The following is a 20,560-nucleotide window of genomic DNA, read 5'->3' on the forward strand; positions in this document are numbered from 1 at the left end:
CGGGAGGTGCGCTTGCACCGAACACGAGAGACTACAGCATGTAATCATGCCGCTACATACGGCGACCTATTTGGGGTCGATGGTCGGCAGGTAGCGCGGTGCTCGCCAGGCCTTGAGGCGGTGCTCCACCGCCGCCCCGAGGGACAGGAGTTCGGCGTCCTGGTGGTCGCCGGCCATCAGGAGCAGGCCGACCGGCAGTTCGTTCACGGTCCCGGCGGGCACCGAGAGCGACGGGTACCCGGCGACCGCCGCTGGTGTGGAGGACGGGATGACGTCGTTGTCGCCGCGTGCGCAGTCGGTCGTCCAGGCGGGCGGGTTCGTGGGGGCGGCGATGGCGTCCAGGCGGTGGGCGGTCATGGTCTCGTCGATGGAGCGTCGGGAGAGGTCCTTCAGTTCGGCGCGCATCGCCCGGTAGCCGGGATCGGTGGTGGGCGGTGCGGCGAGGGCTTGTTCGAAGAGTTCCTGGCCGGTGAAGCAGCTCTGTTCCTCGGGGTGGGCGCGGGTGAACTCGATCAGTTCGGCGAGGTCTCGGGGGCCCTCGCGTGTGCTGAGGTAGGCGTCGAGGTCCCGGTGGAACTCGCTGAGCAGCGCCGGGAATTCGAGTTCGGCGAGCCGTGCCTGGTACGGGGGTGTCACCTCGACGACCACGGCTCCGGCCTTGCGGAGCTTCTTCGCCGTACGGGTCATCACCGCGTCCACATCGGGCCCGAGCGAGGGCAGGCGCCACAGGCCGATCCGCTTGCCGCGCAGACTGGTGCCCCACCGGTCCGCCGCCGTGCCCTTGGCCGGGAGGCCCGACAGACCGGGGCGGCTCTGGAGGCCCGGGAGACCTTGCGGGCCGCCAGGGCGGGCGCCGCCACCACGCGAGCCCTCGCGGCCGCTCAGCACCGACAGCGTGAGCGCGGTGTCGGTCACGTTGCGCGCCATGGGGCCGGCCGTGTCCTGCTCGGCGGAGATCGGCACCACGCCCGACCCGCTGACCAGGCCGAGGCTGGGCTTGTGGCCGACGACGCCGTTCATCCCTGCCGGGCACACGATGGAGCCGTCCGTCTCGGTGCCGATCGCCACCTGCGCCAGTGACGCGGCCAGCGCGGCGCCGGAGCCCGACGACGAGCCGCACGGATTCCGGTCGAGGACGTAGGGGTTGTTGGTCTGCCCACCTACCGCCGACCACCCCGATGTCGGCTTCGCGGCCCGGAAGTTGGCCCATTCGGACAGGTTGGTCTTGCCGAGGATCACCGCTCCCGCCTCGCGTAGCCGGGTCACCAGCGCGGCATCGGTGCTCGGCGGGCTCCCGGCGAGCGCGAGCGATCCTGCCGTCGTCGGCATGTCACGGGTGTTCACGTTGTCCTTGAGCAGAACGGGGATCCCGTCCAGTGGCCCAAGGGTCGTGCCACGCCGGTGCCTGGCATCGCTGGCGGCGGCCTGACGCAGCGCGGTCGGGCTGGTACGCAGCACCGAGCGGATCTTCGGGTCGATGTCCTTGATCCGCCGCAGGTAGCCCCGGGTCAGCGCCGACGAGGTCAGCGAACCGTCCGCCATGCGCGCCTGTAACTCCGGAATCGTCACCGTGTCCAGGTCGACCCCCGGAACCAGCGGTGGCCCGGTCACCGGCGACGAGCTGTCGGTGCGATGCCCGGCGACTTGGGCACCGGCATGCGGTACGACCGTCAGAAGGGACCCCGCGACAAGGGCGGCGGTCATTGCGGCAATGCTCCTCTTCCTCATGCGGGTCAGCGGACTACACGGGCACCGTCCGGCGCAAGGGTGCGGGGCCACGGCAGTTCGCGGACGCCGGCTCATGTCCGGAACTTGGCCACCGACCTGACCAGCGCAAACGTGGTGGAACCCGGTGTCAGCGGCCGTGTCAGTGGCGTGACAGGGGGCTGACAGGCCCGGCGGACATCTTGGAGACATCGGCCCCACGGGACCGCACTCACCACCCACCCGCCGCCCGTCGCACCGAAAGGCACACCACCATGTCCGTCACCCTTACCGTCCAGGACAAGCACACCCTGCGGACCGCCGCGTACGGCGCCGTCTCACTGCTGGCCGCCGCCGACGCCGCCGGCTCGCCCCACAAGGTCGCCACCCACGGCTCCCTCGCCTTGAGCTCCGCGACCGGCCTGGTCGGGCACGTACTCGCCGAGAAGGCGAAGATCGAGAACCTGAACGGCAAGTCCGTCGCCGCGCTCGCCGACCAGGTGCTGCCCGCCCTCACCGCGGCCATGGGCCTGCTCAAGAACCAGGCCCCGGCAGAGGCGGACAACTTCCGCGACGCCATAGATGTCGCCATCGAAGCGGCCGCCCGCGCCCACAAGGGCGAGCCCACCCCCGCCATGGCCGCGATGACCCGCAAGATCACCGGAGCCCTCGACGCCGCGTGAGGGCAGGCCCCGCAGGGCCCGCCGTATCGCCGTACCCCCGTACGCAAGGAGATTCATGATGGGACAGAACAACAGCGGCTTCTCCGAAGCCGGGCTGCGCAGAGTGCGGGACGTGCTGGCACGGCATGTCGAGTCCGGCAAGATCCCGGGGCTCGTCGCCCTGGCCGGCCGGGGAGACCAGACGTACGTCGAAGCGATCGGGACGATGCGCCATGACGGCGACGCGCCGATGCGCCGGGACACCATCTTCCGGATGGCGTCCACGTCCAAGCCGGTCGCGATCGCGCCGGTGATGATCCTCCTCGACGAGTGCAGGCTGCGCCTCGACGACCCGGTGGAACCGTGGCTGCCCGAACTGGCCGGTCGAAAGGTGCTCAAGCGGGTCGACGGTCCGCTGGACGACACCGTGCCGGCAAGGCGGCCGATCACCGTACGGGACCTGCTGACCTCGACGTTCGGGCTCGGAATGGACGTGACGACGCTCGGCACCCCGATCCAGGCCGCCATATTCGAGCAGGCGATCTGGACCCAGGGAGGGGAGCCGGCGCCCGAGCCGGACGAGTGGATGCGCCGCCTCGGCACGCTTCCGCTGATGTACCAGCCAGGAGAGCGCTGGCAGTACCACATCAGCCATGACGTGCTCGGCGTGCTGGTCGCCAGGGTCACGGGTCAGCCGTTCGAGGCGTTCCTGCGCGAACGCGTCCTTGATCCACTGGGGATGAAGGACACCGGTTTCCATGTGCCCGCCGACAAGATCGACCGGCTGCCGCCCAGTTACGTCCCTGATCCGCAGACCGGCGAGTTCATCGTGTGGGACGAGGCGGCGGACGGACGGTACAGCCGGCCTCCGGCGTTCCCGGCGGGCGGCGGCGGGCTGGTCTCCACCGTCGACGACTACCACGCGTACTTCCGGATGCTGCTGAATCAGGGAATGCACGGGAGGGACCGGATCCTGTCGCGCCCCGCTGTCGAGCTGATGACCACCAACCGCCTCACGCCCGAACAGCAGACCGCCCGGGAGACGCTGGCCCGCGACAACGTCCATGTGTCGTTCGGCCAAGGGCAGCACGGCGGCTGGGGCTTCGGGATGGCGGTACGCACCTACCGCGGCGACTACGCGCCCGTCGGCCAGTTCGGCTGGGACGGCGGCACCGGCACCACGGCATACGCCGACCCGGACAAGCAGCTCACCGGGGTCCTGCTCACCCAGGTGGGGATGTCCACCCCGGACGCGGCACGGCTCATCCACGACTTCTGGACGACGCTGTACCAGGCGGTGGACGACTGATCCCACGGTCGGCGCCGGTCCCCTCGCCGATCACCGGAGCAGTGATCATCATGGCACCGTGACGGAACACGCCGAGAGCCCCCGCCCCGTTCAGGCACACATGGCATCCCATGAGACGGAAAAGACGGACGGGCACGGGGCGGGGCTCGCGGTGACCACCGCCGCGTTCGCCTTTCTCCTCCTGCGGCTGTTCGCCGTGTCCGGCTACGACTGGCACACCGCTTTCGCGGTTCTCCACACCCTCGACCTCGACGACACCATCGGCCTCGTCCTCGGCACCGTGATGGCCGACTCGTTCGCCTCGGTGCTCTTCCTCACGCTCCTTCTGCCGGTCGCCGTCCTCCGGCTCGTCATGGAGGCGCGGGCCATGCGGGAGGCCAGGAACCGCGCGCTGGTGGAGGGCAGGCCGGCCGAGCGGCCCGACCTGGCAGGCGCGATGCTGCTGCTGATCGCGGTCGTGGCCGTCGTCGCGTACGTCGGGACCTTCCACAGCTGGTGGGTCCTGCTGGTCATGGCCGCGGTCGGCGGACTGGTCCTCGGGATCGGCTACGGCGTACGGGCCGGGGGACAGCTGCGCAGAGCCGCCTTCTGGGCCACACGGCACCTCGTGGCGCTGGCTGGCCTCGCGATGCTGCTCGGAGCGGCGACGATCACCACTCCGTGGGTCCCGCTGGAACGGATCGAGATGCGTGACGGCAAGGATCTGCGGGGGTACGTGATGCAGGCCGAGCCCGGGTTCCTGAAGGTGCTGACCGAGCATGGGCGGCACTTCCACATCCTGACGGATCAGGACGTCAGGTCGCGGGAGGAACTCGTGGGGCACTGAGACTCGTGGGGCACTGAGAGGCGAGCATGCCCGTACGGAGTGAGGGGTACGGGCATGCTGCGCGGACGCCGCCTACGACCGGACCGCGGGCGTCCCCAGCGGCAGGACGATCGCCGTGGCGGCTATCCCGTCGCGGACGATCCACTGGCCCGAGAACACCTTCAGCTCGACGCCCTCCACCACCGGCCCCTCCACGAGCAGCCGCGCCGTGAACGTCCCGTCCGGGTCCAGTTCCACCCGGGCCTCCTCGAAGCCGAGCCAGCGGCCGGTCAGGGGGAACCACGTCTTGTAGACGGACTCCTTGGCACTGAACAGCAGCCGATCCCACGGCGTGCCCGGATGCCGGGCACCCAGGTCGGCCAGCGCCGCACGCTCCGCCTCGTCGGCGATCAGCCCAAGGACGTCAGGGTCCCGCAGCGGCTCGCCCGGCTCCGCGTCGATGCCGAGCGAGGTCACCTCGTCGGCACGGGCCACGACCGCCGCGCGGTAGCCGGCGCAGTGCGTCATGCTGCCGACGACCCCCGCCGGCCAGCGCGGTGCGCCCCGCTGGCCCGGCAGGATCGGGGCGGGCGGCACGCCGATGCTCTTCAGCGCGGCCCGCGCGCAGTGCCGCACGGTGGTGAACTCGTTGCGCCGCTTGGCCACCGCGTTCGCCACCACCGCCTCCTCCTCGGGGAAGAGGACGGCGTCGGCGGGGTCGTCGTGGGTCTCGACGACGGTGACGGGCACGGCGGACAGCAGGGATGCCAAGGGGCCGGAGGAACCCGGGACTTGGCGCACGGGTATCGAGGGTGACGTCACGAGGGATCACCGTACCCGGCGGACGCCGCGCGCGGGCGGACAGTGACCTGTGCCACCCGGCGCCGCTCCCGGCGTGGGCGGTGCCCGGCGAGCGCCTACGCTGGCGTGATGCAGGACGAGTACCGCACAGTGGCCCGCGAGGGCGTGCACGAGACCGAGATCAGCCGTTCGCGGTTCCTGTGCGCCCTCGCGCCCGCGGCCACCGAGCGGGAGGCCCAGGACTTCGTCGCGCGCATCCGCAAGGAGCACCCGACAGCCAGCCACAACTGCTTCGCGTACGTCATCGGGGCCGACGCGGCGATCCAGAAGGCGAGTGACGACGGCGAGCCCGGCGGCACCGCGGGCGTCCCGATGCTCCAGATGCTGATGCGCCGCGACATCCGGTACGTCGCCGCGGTCGTGACGCGCTACTACGGAGGCGTCAAGCTCGGCGCGGGCGGACTCATCCGCGCCTATGGGGGAGCGGTCGGCGAGGCGCTCGACACGCTCGGTACCGTCACCCGGCGCCGCTTCCGCCTCGCCACCGTCACCGTCGACCACCAGCGCGCGGGCAAGGTCCAGAACGATCTGCGGGCAGCCGGCCGTGAGGTGCGTGACGTCCGTTACGGCGACGCCGTCACCATCGAGATCGGTCTCCCGGACGCCGACGTGGACGCCTTCCGGGGCTGGCTGGCCGACGCCACCGCGGGCAGCGCGGAGTTCGAACTCGGCGGAGAGGCGTACGGAGACGCCTGACGAGCGGAGCCCCGGGGAGCTGGGGCCCGGGGAGACGGACGGATACAGGAGTAGCCGCCCGTGATGTCCGACCCGCCCGTTAGTCTCGGGGATCATGAGGCTGCTGCACACGTCCGACTGGCATCTGGGCCGATCGTTCCACCGCGTGAACATGCTCGACGCCCAGGCCGCCTTCATCGGTCACCTGGAGTCGACCGTGCGCGAGCGCGACGTCGACGCCGTCGTGGTGTCCGGCGACGTGTACGACAGGGCGGTGCCGCCGCTCGCGGCGGTCGAGCTGTTCGACGACGCGCTGCACCGGCTCGCGGACCTCGGCGTGCCGACGGTGATGATCTCCGGGAACCACGACTCGGCGCGCCGCCTCGGCGTCGGCGCGGGCCTCATCGACCGCGCCGGCATCCACCTGCGCACCGACCCGGCCGCCTGCGCGGAGCCCGTGATCCTCGCCGACCGCCATGGCGACGTGGCCTTCTACGGCCTGCCCTACCTCGAACCCGCCCTGGTCAAGGACGAATTCGGCGTGGCCAAGGCGGGCCACGAGGCGGTCCTCGCGGCCGCCATGGAGCGGGTGCGGGCCGATCTCGCCGGCCGCGCCCCCGGCACCCGTTCCGTCGTGCTCGCGCACGCCTTCGTCAGCGGCGGCCAGGTCAGCGACAGCGAGCGGGACATCACCGTGGGCGGCGTCGCGGCGGTCCCGGCCGGCGTGTTCGAAGGCGTCGACTACGCCGCGCTCGGTCATCTGCACGGGAGCCAGACGCTCGGCCCGCGCGTGCGCTACTCCGGCTCCCCCCTGCCGTACTCCTTCTCCGAGGCAGACCACCGCAAGAGCATGTGGCTGGTCGACCTCGGCCCCGAGGGGCAGATCGAGGCCCAGCGCGTCGACTGCCCGGTGCCGCGCGCGCTCGCCCGTCTCAGGGGCACCCTCGACGACCTGCTCGGCGATCCCGCCCTCGCCCGGCACGAGGAGGCGTGGGTCGAGGCCACCCTCACCGACGCGGTACGGCCCGACGACCCCATGGCGCGCCTCTGCGAGCGCTTCCCCCACACCCTCAGCCTCGTCTTCGACCCGGACAGGGCACCCGACGACCCGGACGTCTCGTACGCCCAGCGGCTCCAGGGCCGCAGCGACCAGGAGATCGCCGAGGACTTCGTCGCCCATGTGCGCGGCGCGGGACCCGACACGCACGAGCAGGCGGTCCTGCGGTCCGCCTTCGACGCGGTCCGCACCGAGGACACCCTGCGCGAGGTCGCCCGATGAGACTGCACCGGCTCCGCATCACCGCCTTCGGGCCCTTCGGCACCACCCAGGACATCGACTTCGACGACCTCTCCGCCGCCGGGATCTTCCTGCTGCACGGCCCGACGGGTGCGGGAAAGACCTCCGTACTCGACGCCGTCTGCTACGCCCTGTACGGATCGGTGCCGGGCGCGAGGCAGGGCAGCGGACAGGGCATGACACTGCGCAGCGACCACGCCCCGCAGGGCACGCGCACGGAGGTGTGCCTCGAACTCACCGTCGCCGGGCGCCGCTTGGAGATCACCCGTCAGCCGCCGTGGGAGCGGCCCAAGAAGCGCGGCACGGGCACGACCACGGAGAAGGCGCAGAGCTGGCTCCGCGAGGGCACCCAGGCGGGCGGCTGGAAGGACCTGAGCCGGTCCCACCAGGAGATCGGCGAGGAGATCACCCAGCTGCTCGGCATGAGCAAGGAGCAGTTCTGCCAGGTCGTGCTCCTGCCCCAGGGCGACTTCGCGCGCTTCCTGCGCGCGGACGCGGAAGCTCGCGGCAAGCTGCTCGGGCGCCTCTTCGACACGCGCAGGTTCGCCGCCGTCGAACAGCGGCTCGCCGAGCAGCGGCGCACCACCGAGGCCGAGGTCAAGGAGGGCGACGCGGCGCTCCTCGCCGACGCGCACCGCATGCAGCAGGCCGCGGCGGACGCCGGCCGGGGCACCGAACTGCCCCTGCCCGACCTCGCGCCCGGCGACCCGGGCCTCGCGACGGAGGTCCTGACCTGGGCCGCCGTCGCCCGCACGGCAGCCCGTGAGCGGCTCACCATCGCGCACTGCGCGCTCACGGCCGCCGAATCCGCGCAGGCCGCCGCCGAGCGCCGCCTCGCCGACGCGGCCGAACTCGACCGGTTGCAGGCCCGCTTCGCCGAGGCGCGGGAGCGCGCCGCGCGGCTTCACGCGCGCGAGGCGGAGCAGCGGGAGCGCGAGCACCGCCTGGAGCGGGCACGCAAGGCCGAGACGGTCGCCCCCGCGCTCGGGCTGCGCGAAGCCGCCGAGGCCGAGCACCGCCGGGCGACGCGGGAAGAGGCACGCGCGCGTGCACACCTGCCCGAGACCTTCGAGGCCGCCGGCGCGGCAGGCCTCGCCGCCGCCGCGCGCAAGGCCGCCGAGGAGCTCGGTGGCCTCGGCTCCGCCCGGCGCGCCGAGCAGCGGCTCGCCGACATCGCCGCCGAGCGCGCCGCGCTGGACCGGCAGGAGCACGCCGACGACGAGCTCTTGCAGGACGCATCGGGCTGGCTCGACGGCTGGGAGGCGACCCGGACCGCCCTCCAGGAACGCGTCGCGTCCGCCCAGGAAGCCGCCACGCACGCCGAGCGACTGGCGGGCCGTCTCGAACCCGCGCAGACCCGCCTGGACGCGGCCCGCCGCCGCGACCGGCTCGCGCACGACGCGGCGGCGGCGCGGGAGCGCGCTCTCACCGCCCGCGAACACGCCACCGCCACCCACGAACACTGGCTCGCACTCAAGGAACAACGCCTCGCGGGCATCGCCGCCGAACTCGCGACCCATCTGACGGACGGCGAACCGTGCGCGGTGTGCGGAGCGACGGAACATCCCGCTCCCGCGCGCAAGACCGCCGGTCACGTGGACCGGAGCGCCGAAGAGGAAGCGCTCGCCGCCCACCGCGCCGCGCTGGAGTCGCGCTCGGCCGCCGAGCGCGCGCTCGGCGACGTACAGGCGTCGCTGACGGCGGCCACGGAGGCGGCGCGCCGCGGCTCGGGCGCGGAAGGGGACGTCGACCAACTGACCGCCGATGAGCCGACCGTCGACGAACTGGCCGCAGGCGTGGAGGAGTTGAGGCGCTCCTACGCCGAGGCCCGCGACCGTGCCTCCGGGCTGCACGCCGCACGCGAAGCGCTCGCGCAGGCCGAGCGCGAATACGACCGCCGGGTCGCCGGACAGCAGGAGGCCGCGCGCCGCGCCGCGTCACGGGCCACCTTGCGCGAAGCCCTGGAGCGGGAACAGGACTCCCTGGGCGCGGAGTTGTCCCACGCGCGCGGGACGGCCGGCAGCGTCGCCGCCCGCGCCGCCCAGCTGGAGCGGCAGACGGCGCTGCTCACCGAGGCCGCGGACGCCGCCCGCGCCGCGGACGACACGGCCGAGCGACTCAAGGCGGCGGACGCGCGGCTCGCCGACGCCGCCTTCCGCGCCGGGTTCGACACGCCGGAAGAGGCGGCCGCCGCCCTGCTCGACGACGCCCGGTACCGCGAACTCCAGCACCGCATCGACGACTGGCGGAACGAAGAAGCCGCCGTCCGCTCCGTCCTCGCCGAACCGGACACGGCCGCCGCCGCGCAGCGGCCCCCCGCCGACCTGCCGGGCGCGCGGGCGGCGGCCGAGGCCGCGGGCCGACGCCTACGGGCCGCGTCGTCCGCGCTTGACGCCGCGGCGGGGCGCTGCGCCGAACTCGACAGGCTCTCGGCGCGGACCGTCGCCGGGACACGCAGGCTGGCCCCCCTGCGCGCCGCCTACGACCGCGTGGCACGGCTCGCGGGGCTGGCCGCCGGCACCTCCGCGGACAACGAACGCAGGATGCGCCTGGAGTCGTACGTCCTGGCCGCCCGTCTCGAACAGGTGGCGGCGGCCGCGACGGTCCGGCTGCGGCAGATGTCATCCGGGCGGTACACCCTCGTGCACTCCGACGACCGTACGGGCCGCGGCCGCTCGGGCCTCGGCCTGCACGTCGTCGACGCGTGGACGGGCCGCGAGCGCGACACGGCGACGCTCTCCGGCGGCGAGACGTTCTTCGCCTCACTCGCGCTCGCGCTGGGCCTCGCGGACGTGGTCAGCGACGAGGCGGGCGGCGTACGCCTGGACACGTTGTTCATCGACGAGGGCTTCGGCTCCCTCGACGACCAGACCCTGGACGAGGTCCTCGACGTCCTCGACTCGCTGCGCGAGCGGGACCGCAGCGTCGGCATCGTCAGCCACGTCGCTGACCTGCGACGACGGGTGCACGCGCAGCTGGAGGTGGTGAAGGGGCGGGCCGGATCATCGGTACGGCAGCGGGGCGTTGGGTGAGCTCTCAGATCCTCGATTCCAGCTCGTGCCCTGCCGCCCACCACGTCCTCACCCGCTGCTTGCGCGCCGCTGAATCGGCAGTGGTCGAGTACGCGTACACGAAGGCGCATCACAAACGCCAAGAGCTTCCGGGTCCGTACGGCGGGTGCGGCGGTGATGTCGAATTCGCCGAAGAGCGCGATCACGGCCAGGTCGCCGTCGGTGTGCGGAACGTCGATGTGGAAGGTGTCGGTCATGGGCGTCGGTTCTCCTGTCCGACGGAGACGTCGGCGGTCGGGGCGGCGGCGCTGTGAGCGGTGGTGGTGATGCCGGCAGGAGCGGCATCCGCGGAGGGTACGGAGAGAGCCAGCAGGGCGACGTCGTCGCGTTCGGTGTCGGGGAGGGTGTCCAGGAGTGCGCCGGTGTCCTTGATCAGCGTGCCGGCGCTGACCGGTGTCGGTCGCTGGGCCAGGAAGTCGGTCAGGCCCGTGTCAGGTCAGGGCCGGATGTGTTTCAACGTGAACTCGGGCAGGGCATACGGGCCGGCCTGCGGGGCTTCGGGATCGGCAGGGACATCGGCGTCAGTGATGTGCGATGCATGTGTTTCGGCGTTGTCGATGGGCGTGTAGGCCAGTTCGGATTCCGCGGGGAGTTCCCAGAAGCGGCGGGTGTTGGCAGAGACGGCGTACGCCGTGGCAAAGCGCGTGGAGAGCGGGGCGGTTAGTGCGGCGCGGCAGAAGCCGACGGCATCACGCGGGCTGAGCCAAGTCGCCAGGTGGCGCGACTCGGTGGGCACCTCCTCGAAGCTGCCGATACGCAGGCAGATCACGGAGACATCGAACTTGTCCGCATACAGCCGCCCCAGGGCCTCGATGGCTGCCTTACTCACCCCGTACAGGCCGTCGGGGCGCACTGGTTCCTGTGGGCCAGTGCGATGGGCCGTGGGATAGAACCCGCTCACGCGGTTGCTGCTGGCCAGCACGACCCGCGGAATCGCCGCCCTTCGGGCAGCTTCCAGGACATGGTGGGTGCCCAGCACATTCGCGTCCAGCAGATGCTCAAGCGGCGCCTCGTCCGGCAGGCCGCCCAGATGGAGCACGGCGTCCGCACCCACGAGCGCGGTCTCGACGGCGGCCGCGTCCCGAAGATCGATGATATGGACCACCTCGTTCGCGGCCTCGACCTGAAGCGGAACGCGGTCGAGCAGAACCAGGCGGCTCACCTCGCTGCGCAACACCCGGCGCACGACCGAACCGATGTTCCCTGCCGCCCCGGTGACGACCACTGTCCCCAGCCCCACTGCACACCTCCGCCGTTCGAACTCAGCAACGTCCTGATCCGGACAGGCAGTGATCCTCTCATCGCCAGCCACGACGCCCAACGGGTGCGGAGCCAACAGGAGATGGGGACTTGCAACGAGGCCCATCGCCATACGGGACAACCTTTAGGGCGGCTGAAACTCACCAGCCACCCGCTCCCGACCGCACGAGTCCTGAGCCTTCGTTCAGCAAGTACTCGTGATCGATACCTCGGCCTCCGAGCTGGCACCGAGGGACGTACTGGCTGGCGCGAAGCCGCTGGAGCCCGTAGCAGGCAAGCATGTGTGCATTTCTGCGGTCACGGGTCGAACCTCGCCGGATCGTCTTGATCGTACGTCTCCGTGGATCTGCGGAGGTGAGCTAGAGCCAGCTGGCTCTGATGCTGGTCACCGATGCTGACTCCACGTCGACCTCCGGGTGTCCGAGTTCACCGGCCCACACCCGCTCAAGCACCCGGCGAACGGTGCCCACAATCTCAGGCGCCGCTGCACGAAGGCTGTCTGCGTCCGCGGCCGAGATCTCGTCCGGAGAGATGCCGGCCTCCCTCAGCAGACTGGAGATGTTGGTGAACTTCTCAGCCAGCCACGTCAGCGGCTCGTCAGACAGCTCCTCGACGAAAGTCCGCGGGCCGGGTTCCCAGCCAACGATATTCGGGTGGTGGTGTGTCCGATCGAAGGTGTTCGGAGCGGCGTCCGCGTCCTGGAGGAGATCTACCCGCCATAGCGGGCGACCGATCGTGATGGGGCGCGCCGAGTAGATGGAGCCGGGCAGCTCGCCGCTTTCGAAGACTCGTAGTTCCAGCCGTACCCCGCGCTCGGGGGACTCCTGTCCGTGCAACGGATTCGGATTTTGGAAGTAGAGGTCACTCAGCACGACACCGACCCGCTCAAAGGCGAATGCGTACAACACGCCAACCCCCTGGGCTACTCGTGAAACAGGCGAGTCCTGCCCTGCCGAGCCTACGGAAGTTCGCTCCCGCCACGCGATCCGGAACAGGCCATCGGCGTAAACATCCAGGGATCCATCGGCCAGTCGAACGCACCACGCCCTACTGAAGGACACATTCAGCCGAACATCGTTCGTCCCTGGTCTCGCTTCTCTGTCGGCGCTTTGCCGGGCTGAGGAGGAGCCGTAGCGACACGGGCCCACCATTGCACGGAGCAGCTCTGGCCGGCCGGGTCCTCACAGAATCGCGAAATCAGGACGGATTACCAGGAGTCCCGTCCCCCTTCACATTGGCCACCATCTTGCGCAGTACCTTGAGCGCGGCCACGTACTCCTCGTCGCTGATGCCCCGGTGGACCACGGCGCGTATCTCGGTCGCCAGCTCACGAAGCCGCACTCTGGCGGCCTCCCCGGCATCCGTGAGGTGCAGGCGCTGCCCGTCGTCGATCCGGAGCCATTCGCGGTGGAGCAACTGGTCGACGGTCCTGGCAATTTCATGCGGCCCGTCGGCAAGGTGCGTCAGCTGCGCGACGACCTCCTCCCGGCTCGGCGCCGAGGGGCCGCCGTTCACGCGGTTGAGTACCCAGTACTGCGGCTGCGTGGCGTCGATCTTGGCCATGGCGTCACGCAGATGCCGGGTGACGGTGGTATGGGTCAGGCCGCACCAGTAGCCGACCGGCTGAGTGGCCAGCGTGTCATCGGTGGCGGCCGGGTTCGCCGGCGCCTGATCGGTGGTGGTTCCGGTCAGTGATTCCATGATCGCGACGCTACATTCCCCCGGCGCACTGAACAATCGCAATGCGGCATTCACTGCAACGGTCCAGGGACATGGCAGTTCCGATGAGTGTTGGGTGCGGATCGAGGCGGAGGCCGAGCGCCTGGTGGCCCCGCTACTTCGCCGTCTTGAAGCTCAGGCCGAGGCCGGTTGGACGCCCGCCCGCGCCGGGGCCCCGGCTGCGGAGCGTGCCCGTGAAGAGGTACGGGGGAGAGAGGTAGCGGCGGTGACAGATTCGTTGAGCGGCCCGGGAGTGCCCAGCCCCGCTCGTATGTACGACTACATGCTGGGCGGAGACGCCCACCAGAGGTGTGACCGGGACGCGGTCGCGAAGGTGCTGGAGGCGCTCCCGGAGGCGCCCTTGCTGGCTCGCGCGAACCGTACGTTCGCTCTCGCCGCCGTGCGGTACTGCGCCGCCCAGGGCATCCGCCAGTTCATCGACGTGGGCACCGGCATTCCCACCAGCCCGTCGGTGTTCGAGATCGCGCGGGCCTGCTCGCCGGAGGCGAAGGTCGTCGGGGTCGACTGCGACCCGGTGGTGCTCGCTGAGGGGGCCACGTCGGTGTCGAGCGCCTCCAGTGCTCTCATCGAGGGCGACGTGCGCGAACCGGAGCGGCTCTTCGGCGCCCCCACGCTGAGAAGGCTGATCGATCTGGACGAGCCCGTGGCGGTCCTGCTCGTCGCCGTCCTGCATTTCATCAGTGACGAGGAGGACCCGGTCGCGATCATGGCGCGGATACGGCAATTGCTGGCTCCCGGCAGCGTGTTGGCGGTGTCCCACATCTGTGGCACCGGAAGCGACCCGGAAGCGGTGCGGCGGATCGAGGGCGTATACCGGCAGTCGTCCGGGGCGTTCCACATCCGCAGCGAACGGGGGATCCGGGAGCTGTTCGGCGACCTGCCGCTCGCCCGGCCGGGACACCTGGTCGACGTCCAGCGGTGGGGGACCGACTCCCCGTCTGCACCGACCCCGGTACGGATCGTCGCCGGGGTCAGCGCGCCCATCCCGCCATGAACCCCCCGGCCAGACCAGCCCAGTACGGTCCATGGCGGCTGGTCGGACCGTCACCCCCGTACCGCCGGGTCCCTCCGTGAGCCGGGCGTGCACGGCTCACATGGCGCCGCCTCCGTGCTGCCGTCGAGGGCCGGAATCCGCTCGGTTCACCGATTGGGGTGAGAGCGGGCGCTGTTGGACGTAGTGCCGAAGCGCCGTGGGTACGTACCGCCGGGGCGTGGGTGCCACGCCACCAGCCGCAGCCGAGGAGGACTTTCATGCAGCAGGACGAACTGTACGAACCACCGGCCATGGCAGAGGTCGGTGACTTCGCCGAGCTGACCCGGGGTGAGGCCCTGGGAGCGTTCTACGAGGGCGGGTTCCCTCCCTACGAGTGGTACCTCGGCCCCAACTGACCGCAGCACACAGCACGTGAACTGACCGCAGCAGACAGCACATGACGGGGGACGTGCCAATGAGCGGTGATGTGTGGTTCGCCGTCCTCCCGGACGGTGAACGCGGCATGGCCGCGGCGCGGCTCCTGCGCCCCTGGGGCACCGAGACCATCCCTCACCACTCCGGACGGCCGTGGCTGCTGGGCAGTTGGCCGCCCGGACACATGACGGTGGGCGCGGCGGGGGACCGGCGAATCGCGGTGATCGGGCGTTGCCCGGTCACCGTCGCGGCGCTGTCCGAGTGTGCGGGACGGCTGCGGGACATCGGGGACGTGGAGCGGATCGCCCACAGCCTGCACGGCAGTTTTCACCTCCTGGCCTCCGTCGACGGTTCGGTCCGGGCCAGGGGGAGTGTGTCCGGGGCGCGGCGGCTCTTTCACACGCGAGTGGCCGGGGTGTCCGTGGCCGCCGACCGGGCGGACCGGCTCGCCGCCGTGATCGGATCGGCCCCGGACGAACAGCTCCTGGCCGCGCATCTGCTGGCCTCCCCACTCCCTTACCCGCTGGACGACCTCTGTGTGTGGCAGGGCGTACAAGCGGTGCCGTCCTTCGACTGTCTGCTGATCGACGCGGACGGGCGGGCCCGCATGCAGCCGTGGTGGACCCCTCCGGAGCCGCACCGCGCATGGCGGGAAGGCGTGCCCGCGGTGCGTTCCGCGCTGACCGCCGCGGTGGACGCCCGCACGGCCGGCGGAGGAACGGTGAGCGCGGACCTGTCCGGAGGCCTGGACTCCACCAGCCTGTGCTTCCTGGCCGCACGGCAGCAGGCGCGGACCCGGTCGACCGGAGCGAAGCTGGTGACACTGCGCTGGCAGAGCATCGACCCGGAGAACGACGACGCGGCCTGGGCCGCGCGCGCCGCCGCCCACCTTCCCGACAGCGAGCACATCACGCCCGCCCCCGACCAATGGCCCTCCTGGTACAGCGCCCTGACGGCCCTCACGGGGGACGCCGTCCCCACCGACGAGCCGGGCCCGTGGGTACGTGACGGTGCCAGGATGACGGCGCTCTGCCGTCTGATGACCGATCGCGGGTCACGGTCACACCTGATGGGAGGCGGTGGAGACGAGCTGTTCAGTACGTTTCCCCCGTATCTGCACGACTACGTCCGACGTCACCCGCTGGCGGCGTACTCCCGTATCCGCAGGCAACGCGCCGCCCACAACTGGCCGCTCGGGCAGCTGCTGCGTCAGCTCGCGGACCGGGGAACGTTCGGCCACTGGCTGTCCGCATGGGCGGAGAGCCTGACCGGAGCACCGCCCCCCTCGAAGGCCCTGGTCCGCAGCGCCCCCTCGACCGCATGGGGAGTGGGCCTGCGCATGCCGACGTGGGCGACCCGGGAGGCGGTCGAAGCCGTGCGGGACCTGCTCCGGGAAGCCGCCGCCACCGCCGAGCCCCTCGCAGCCGAGCGCGGACAGCACACGGCACTCGCATGCGTACGCACCGGTGGGCGCGGCTTGCGGCAACTGGACCAGGTGACATCCCGCAACGGCCTCGCGCTGACCGCGCCCTACCTCGACGACCAGGTGATCGAGGCAGCCCTGGCGATCCGTGTGGCCGAGCGCAGCACGCCCGGCCGGTACAAACCCGTGCTCGCCGAAGCGGTGCGCGGCATCGTGCCCGACGACGTCCTGCGCAGGAACACCAAGGGCGAGTACAGCACGGACTTCCACGTCAGCCTGCGCCGCAACCTCCCTGCGCTGCTGGAGCTCTTCGACGGCTCGCGGCTCGCCCGCGCCGGACTGATCGACGACGGCGCGATCCGGGCGTCCCTGCTCGGAGTGCACCCCACCCCGGAGGCGCTGCGCTCCCTCGGCTCCACTCTGGGCAACGAGATCTGGCTGCGCGCCCGCCCCGCACCCACCGGCCCTCCGAGTACCACGATCACCGAAGGAGTTCCGTGAGCCCGACCCTGCGACCGGGAGAGCGCAGCCTCCTCGACGGCGCGGAACCACCGGGCGTGGCCCGCGCGCTCCGCGATGCCCGCCCCACGCTCACCGCGGAGCGCGCCGACGCCGACACGGCATCGAACACGCGCGCGCCGACCGAGGCCCGGGCCGTGATGCCCGCATGAGCCGGCCGATGGTGCCCGGCGTCCGCGGCCACGTGCCCTGGCGTCGGCGTCCGGCCGTCCTTGTCGCCACGGCCGCCGCCCGACTCATCGTCACGTTCAAACCGCACCGCATTCGCCGCGTCCTGTCCGTGGTCCGGCGCGGGGCCGCCCCCGCCACCACCTCTCAGGTGCTCGCCGCACGTGAAGCCGTCGTCGCGCTCAGCGCGCGCTGCGCGGGGGAGAACTGCCTTCAGCGTTCCGTGGCCACGACCCTGCTGTGCCGGATGCGGGGAGTCTGGCCGGACTGGTGCACGGGAGTGCGCACGGCGCCGTTCCGCGCGCACGCCTGGGTGGAGGTCGATGGGCTTCCGGTTGGCGAACCGCACCGGTCGGCGGAGTACCACCGCATGATGGTGGTGCCGGCCCTACCGCGAAAGAAGCTGTCGGAAGAGCCGTCCTGAGGCCGACGGGTCGCCGGCCGCAAGGCGCGTATCGACGGCCGCAATGCGCGTGCCGGCGCCTTGACGACATCGAGCTGTCGAGGAGTTGGTACGGCATAGCGTCTGGGGCTCATAGTCAGCAGTGAAGAGCGGAGCTGTCCCATGCACGGCGCAGGCGAGCGGATCGATACCTCGACGGCACATTCCGCGCGGGTGTACGACTACATCCTGGGAGGCAAGGACCACTACCTCGTCGACATCGAGGCGGGCGACGCCATGTGCCGGCATTGGCCGGCGCTGCCCGTGCACATGCTGGAGAACAGGCGGTTCATGCACCGTGCCGGGCGTTTTCTGGCGGAGGAGCAGGACGTTCGCCAGTTCCTCGACATCGGCACCGGTCTGCCTACGGCTCCCAACCTGCACCAGGTGGTGCAGTCGGTCGCGCCGGAGTCCCGCGTGGTCTACGTCGACAACGACCCGATCGTGTTGGCCCACGCCCGCGCGCTCCTGCAGAGCTCGCCGGAGGGGGCGACCGCGTACGTCGACGCGGACATGCATGATCCGGACGCCATCTTGGACAGCCCCCAGTTCCGTGCCCTGGTGGACCTGGACGAACCGGTCGGCCTGATGGTCATCGGCATCCTGCACTTCATCCTGCCGCCGGACGACCGGAGCCTGGTGCGGCGTCTGCTCGAACCGCTGCCGTCGGGCAGCTTCCTCGCGCTGACCATCGGCACCGCGGACTTCGCGCCCGAGGAGATCGGCCGGGTGGCGGAGGAGTACGCGCGGCAGGGCATGCCCATGGCGCTGCGTGACCTGCCGACCGCCACCTCCTTCTTCGAGGGCATGGAGCTGATGGAGCCGGGCGTCACCCAGGTCCACAAGTGGCGGCCGGGCCCTGAGCAGGACGGCATCGAGGACCGTGCCATTGCCATGTACGGGGCGGTCGCCCGTAAGAAGTGAGCACATGCCGGGTGACCTGGCGACCACTTGGCCAGGGGGTGTACTTTCGGTCATTTCCCGGTGGCCGGGGCGCAGAGGTTGATGAGGGTTGGCGGCGCTTTGCCCGGCTTCGGGGAGCAACCCTTGGGGGCGGCCTTCCGGGGCTGCCGCTCCTCAGCGTCCCAGCGGCCGTCGTGACAGGGGAGAGGAGTAGACGATGCTCGTCGTCACCGAACCCAGTGCGCCGATCCGGCCCGAGACCTCTTCGAGGTGGCTCATCGAGCGCGCGGCGACCTTGATGACGAAACAGTCGTCGCCCGTGACGTGATGCGCCTCAAGGATCTCCGGGGTCGCCTCCACCAGGTCGTGGAACGGCTTGTAGTTGCCGGTCGGGTAGCGCAGTCGTACGAACGCGAGAATGGGCAGGCCGAGCCGCTCCGGGTCGACCACGGCCGCGTAGCCCTGGATGACGCCCGCCTCCTCCAGGCGCCGCACCCGCTCGGTGACGGCGCTCGGGGACATCGAGACGGCGCGCGCCAGTTCGGCATAGCTGGCGCGGCCCTCGCGCTGGAGGACGTCGAGGATGCGCCAGTCGGTGGCGTCCGTGGAATAACCGGTCATGCCCGAGAGGTAACAGGGAAATCCCCGGCCGATCAAGGGGGATGCCGGGGATCACCGCTTCAGACTTCCGGGCGCAGGCCATAGATTTTCTGCCATGAACACCACGAACCCGCAGCTCAGCGCCCCTTCCTCCATCTCGGGCACCACGGCCGCCGCCACTTCGAATCCGGTCCTGCGGGTGCCGCCCGCCTCCCCGGCCGCGGCCGCCGCGTACTTCGGGGCGAGCCTCGCCTTCCACGCCGACGTCTCCGACGTGGCGTCCGCGCTCGCCGAGGGCGGTGACCCCGGGTTCGTCGTGATCGACACCCGCTCCACCGCCTCCTGGGACCAGGGACACGTGCCGGGCGCGCTCCACCTGCCCACCGCGCTCATCCCCGAACAGGCCGAGGCGCTCCTCGACAAGTCGGTGCCGGTCGTCACCTACTGCTGGGGACCCGGCTGCAACGGCGCGACACGCGCCGCCTTCGCCCTCGCCCAACTCGGCTTCCAGGTCAAGGAGATGCTGGGCGGCTTCGAGTACTGGGCGCGTGAGGGCTTCGAGTTCGAGACCTGGGAGGGCCGCGAGCGGCGCGCCCCGGACGCGCTCACGGCGCCCGTCGACGCGGAGGACTGCGGCTGCTGAAGCGGAGTGCCACGGCTGCCGAACCCGTCGGTCCCCGGCGGGCGTTCCGAGCCCTCGCTGTTTCCGGCGATCGCGCCCGGGAGCCTCCCTCCGGCCCCTGCGCACCACAGCCCCGACAACGTCGTGGCCCACGAAAAGCGCGTGCGCCTCGCGATCTCAGCGCCCATCATGAGTTGTCATGCCACACCTCCCTCCGCCCACTCCCGCCCAGCTCCGCCGCGACCCGCTCCCGTTGCGCGGCCGCACCGCTCTCGTCACCGGGGCCAGCCGGCGCGGCGGCATCGGGTATGCGGTGGCGCGCCGCCTCGCCGCATACGGAGCCGGGGTGTATCTGCACCACCACGTCCCGCACGACGCCGCCATGCCCTGGGGGGCCGACCGCCCGGACGATGTCGTCTCGGGAGTGCGCGAGGCGCTCGGCGACCCCGACGCGACGGTCTGCGCGGGGCCCGGTGACCTTGCCGAGCCGTCAGCTCCGGCCGAGTTGATCCGCACCGCGGCCGACGCGCTCGGCGGGCGGATCGACATCCTCGTCCCCAACCACGCCCTGAGCGGCAGCGACGGCCCGCTCGACACCGTCGACGCCGCCATGCTCGACGCGCACTGGGCGGTCGACACCCGCTCCGTGATCCTCCTCATCCAGGCGTACGCCCGGCTGCGTGCCCAGTCGGATCCGCAAAGCCGCGGCGGGCGCATCGTGATGATGACGTCGGGACAGGACATCGCGGGCGGCATGCCGGAAGAGATCGCCTACGGCCTGCAGAAGGGCGCGCTGGCCTCGGTGACCCGGTCCCTCGCGACCGCCCTCGCCGCTCTCGGCACCACCGTGAACTGCGTCAACCCCGGTCCCGTCGACACCGATTACCTCACGGGTGAGGCGTACGCGCAGATCCGGACCCGGTTCCCGGCGGGCCGCTGGGGCATGCCCGACGACCCGGCCCGGCTCATCGCGTGGCTCGCCACCGACGAGGCGGCGTGGATCACCGGGCAGGTCATCGACTCGGAGGGCGGCTTCCGCCGCTGACAGGCGTACGTACGTGCCTTGACGGCGACACGCACGTACGCCTGCG

At 71.4% G+C, this 20,560-nt stretch carries 20 protein-coding genes; 14 read left to right on the forward strand and 6 right to left on the reverse strand.

Going from position 1 to position 20,560, the window contains the following annotated elements:
• Nucleotides 1-66: 66 nt before the first annotated feature.
• On the reverse strand, nt 67-1,542 hold the full coding sequence (locus ACF062_RS18695; protein ID WP_392140237.1) for an amidase family protein: 1,476 nt from the start codon (nt 1,540-1,542) through the stop codon (nt 67-69).
• 437 nt (nt 1,543-1,979) lie between these two features.
• Here ACF062_RS18695 and ACF062_RS18700 point away from each other — a divergent pair, with 437 nt between their 5' ends.
• The 3 genes from ACF062_RS18700 to ACF062_RS18710 are packed head-to-tail and all read left to right on the forward strand — an operon-like array spanning nt 1,980 to nt 4,501.
• On the forward strand, nt 1,980-2,387 hold the full coding sequence (locus ACF062_RS18700) for a hypothetical protein (RefSeq protein WP_392139408.1): 408 nt from the start codon (nt 1,980-1,982) through the stop codon (nt 2,385-2,387).
• 58 nt (nt 2,388-2,445) lie between these two features.
• On the forward strand, nt 2,446-3,675 hold the full coding sequence (locus ACF062_RS18705; RefSeq protein ID WP_392140239.1) for a serine hydrolase domain-containing protein: 1,230 nt from the start codon (nt 2,446-2,448) through the stop codon (nt 3,673-3,675).
• Between the two features lie 58 nt (nt 3,676-3,733).
• A complete protein-coding gene (locus ACF062_RS18710; RefSeq protein ID WP_392139409.1) occupies nt 3,734-4,501 on the forward strand; it encodes a hypothetical protein in 768 nt (255 codons plus the stop codon).
• A 72-nt stretch (nt 4,502-4,573) separates the two neighbouring features.
• Here ACF062_RS18710 and ACF062_RS18715 read toward each other — a convergent pair whose 3' ends face one another.
• Nucleotides 4,574-5,281 (reverse strand): 4'-phosphopantetheinyl transferase, encoded by a 708-nt coding sequence (locus ACF062_RS18715; protein ID WP_392139411.1) that lies wholly within the window; start codon nt 5,279-5,281, stop codon nt 4,574-4,576.
• 129 nt (nt 5,282-5,410) lie between these two features.
• Here ACF062_RS18715 and ACF062_RS18720 point away from each other — a divergent pair, with 129 nt between their 5' ends.
• The 3 genes from ACF062_RS18720 to ACF062_RS18730 all read left to right on the forward strand — a co-directional run bounded on the left by ACF062_RS18720 (nt 5,411) and on the right by ACF062_RS18730 (nt 10,345).
• Nucleotides 5,411-6,037 carry a YigZ family protein gene (locus ACF062_RS18720; protein WP_392139413.1) on the forward strand — a complete coding sequence of 209 codons (627 nt, stop codon included), beginning with the start codon at nt 5,411-5,413 and terminating at the stop codon, nt 6,035-6,037.
• 94 nt (nt 6,038-6,131) lie between these two features.
• Entirely contained in the window at nt 6,132-7,295 is a 1,164-nt protein-coding gene (locus tag ACF062_RS18725; protein ID WP_392139415.1) for an exonuclease SbcCD subunit D, read from the forward strand.
• Nucleotides 7,292-10,345 (forward strand): AAA family ATPase, encoded by a 3,054-nt coding sequence (locus ACF062_RS18730; RefSeq protein WP_392139417.1) that lies wholly within the window; start codon nt 7,292-7,294, stop codon nt 10,343-10,345. Before ACF062_RS18725 ends, ACF062_RS18730 begins: the two co-directional genes overlap by 4 nt.
• Before the next feature lie 475 nt (nt 10,346-10,820).
• Here ACF062_RS18730 and ACF062_RS18735 read toward each other — a convergent pair whose 3' ends face one another.
• From ACF062_RS18735 to ACF062_RS18745, 3 genes are all read right to left on the reverse strand, one after another.
• Nucleotides 10,821-11,756: an NAD-dependent epimerase/dehydratase family protein gene (locus ACF062_RS18735; protein WP_392139419.1), complete on the reverse strand. Its 936-nt coding sequence runs from the start codon at nt 11,754-11,756 to the stop codon at nt 10,821-10,823.
• Between the two features lie 247 nt (nt 11,757-12,003).
• A complete protein-coding gene (locus ACF062_RS18740; RefSeq protein ID WP_392139421.1) occupies nt 12,004-12,552 on the reverse strand; it encodes a hypothetical protein in 549 nt (182 codons plus the stop codon).
• A gap of 289 nt (nt 12,553-12,841) precedes the next feature.
• Complete coding sequence (locus tag ACF062_RS18745) at nt 12,842-13,345, reverse strand: MarR family winged helix-turn-helix transcriptional regulator (RefSeq protein ID WP_392139423.1); 504 nt, start codon at nt 13,343-13,345, stop codon at nt 12,842-12,844.
• Between the two features lie 244 nt (nt 13,346-13,589).
• On the opposite strand from ACF062_RS18745, the gene ACF062_RS18750 reads away from it, so the two are divergent.
• The 6 genes from ACF062_RS18750 (at nt 13,590) to ACF062_RS18775 (ending at nt 18,268) form a co-directional block, all read left to right on the forward strand.
• Entirely contained in the window at nt 13,590-14,378 is a 789-nt protein-coding gene (locus ACF062_RS18750; RefSeq protein WP_392139425.1) for an SAM-dependent methyltransferase, read from the forward strand.
• Between the two features lie 257 nt (nt 14,379-14,635).
• Entirely contained in the window at nt 14,636-14,773 is a 138-nt protein-coding gene (locus ACF062_RS18755) for a lasso RiPP family leader peptide-containing protein (protein ID WP_392139427.1), read from the forward strand.
• A 59-nt stretch (nt 14,774-14,832) separates the two neighbouring features.
• Nucleotides 14,833-16,716 carry an asparagine synthase-related protein gene (locus ACF062_RS18760; protein ID WP_392139429.1) on the forward strand — a complete coding sequence of 628 codons (1,884 nt, stop codon included), beginning with the start codon at nt 14,833-14,835 and terminating at the stop codon, nt 16,714-16,716.
• Nucleotides 16,713-16,886, forward strand: coding sequence for a hypothetical protein (locus ACF062_RS18765; protein WP_392139431.1), 174 nt, complete (start codon nt 16,713-16,715; stop codon nt 16,884-16,886). The genes ACF062_RS18760 and ACF062_RS18765 overlap by 4 nt, the downstream gene beginning before the upstream one ends.
• A complete protein-coding gene (locus tag ACF062_RS18770) occupies nt 16,883-17,326 on the forward strand; it encodes a lasso peptide biosynthesis B2 protein (protein ID WP_392139433.1) in 444 nt (147 codons plus the stop codon). The genes ACF062_RS18765 and ACF062_RS18770 overlap by 4 nt, the downstream gene beginning before the upstream one ends.
• A 141-nt stretch (nt 17,327-17,467) precedes the next feature.
• A complete protein-coding gene (locus ACF062_RS18775) occupies nt 17,468-18,268 on the forward strand; it encodes an SAM-dependent methyltransferase (protein WP_392139435.1) in 801 nt (266 codons plus the stop codon).
• 153 nt (nt 18,269-18,421) lie between these two features.
• Here the strand turns inward: ACF062_RS18775 and ACF062_RS18780 are convergent, their stop codons facing one another.
• Nucleotides 18,422-18,868 (reverse strand): Lrp/AsnC family transcriptional regulator, encoded by a 447-nt coding sequence (locus tag ACF062_RS18780; protein WP_320591822.1) that lies wholly within the window; start codon nt 18,866-18,868, stop codon nt 18,422-18,424.
• Nucleotides 18,869-18,962: 94 nt separating this feature from the next.
• On the opposite strand from ACF062_RS18780, the gene ACF062_RS18785 reads away from it, so the two are divergent.
• Nucleotides 18,963-19,490 (forward strand): rhodanese-like domain-containing protein, encoded by a 528-nt coding sequence (locus tag ACF062_RS18785; RefSeq protein ID WP_392139437.1) that lies wholly within the window; start codon nt 18,963-18,965, stop codon nt 19,488-19,490.
• A 178-nt stretch (nt 19,491-19,668) separates the two neighbouring features.
• Nucleotides 19,669-20,514: an SDR family oxidoreductase gene (locus tag ACF062_RS18790; protein ID WP_392139439.1), complete on the forward strand. Its 846-nt coding sequence runs from the start codon at nt 19,669-19,671 to the stop codon at nt 20,512-20,514.
• Nucleotides 20,515-20,560: the final 46 nt, after the last annotated feature.

The sequence above is a fragment of the Streptomyces sp. NPDC015345 genome (assembly GCF_043078805.1).
In the GTDB taxonomy this organism is placed as follows: Bacteria; Actinomycetota; Actinomycetes; order Streptomycetales; family Streptomycetaceae; genus Streptomyces.